At 43.3% G+C, this 298-nt stretch carries 1 protein-coding gene; it reads right to left on the reverse strand.

Annotation, left to right across the window (positions count from 1 at the left end; all coding sequences use genetic code 11):
- A partial coding sequence (locus AAEY62_RS21620) for an oxidoreductase (protein ID WP_502935541.1) occupies positions 1 to 219 on the reverse strand: 219 nt, incomplete at its 3' end.
- Positions 220 to 298: the final 79 nt, after the last annotated feature.

The raw sequence follows: 298 nt of genomic DNA on the forward strand, positions 1-298 counted from the left end.
GCCTTGGCCTCTAGGCTCTATTTGCGTACCTTCGGTAACCATAAAGCCAGCGCTGGCACGCTGCGCATAATAGGTTGCCATTAAGTCGTTTGGAATATTACCTGGCTGCGTGCTACGAGAGCGTGTAAGTGGTGGCATTACAATACGGTTCTTAAGTGTATAAGGGCCAAGTTCTACAGGTGAAAATAACGAGCTGGTATCAGAAATAGATTGAGTCATTAAAACTCTCTCTTAAAGCAAACTTAGTGGCTTATTACCTCGTAATTAACAAGGCAAAGTATGTTGATGCTTAGCTGTT

The sequence above is a fragment of the Pseudoalteromonas sp. GW168-MNA-CIBAN-0100 genome (assembly GCF_040309225.1).
GTDB lineage: Bacteria > Pseudomonadota > Gammaproteobacteria > Enterobacterales > Alteromonadaceae > Pseudoalteromonas > Pseudoalteromonas arctica.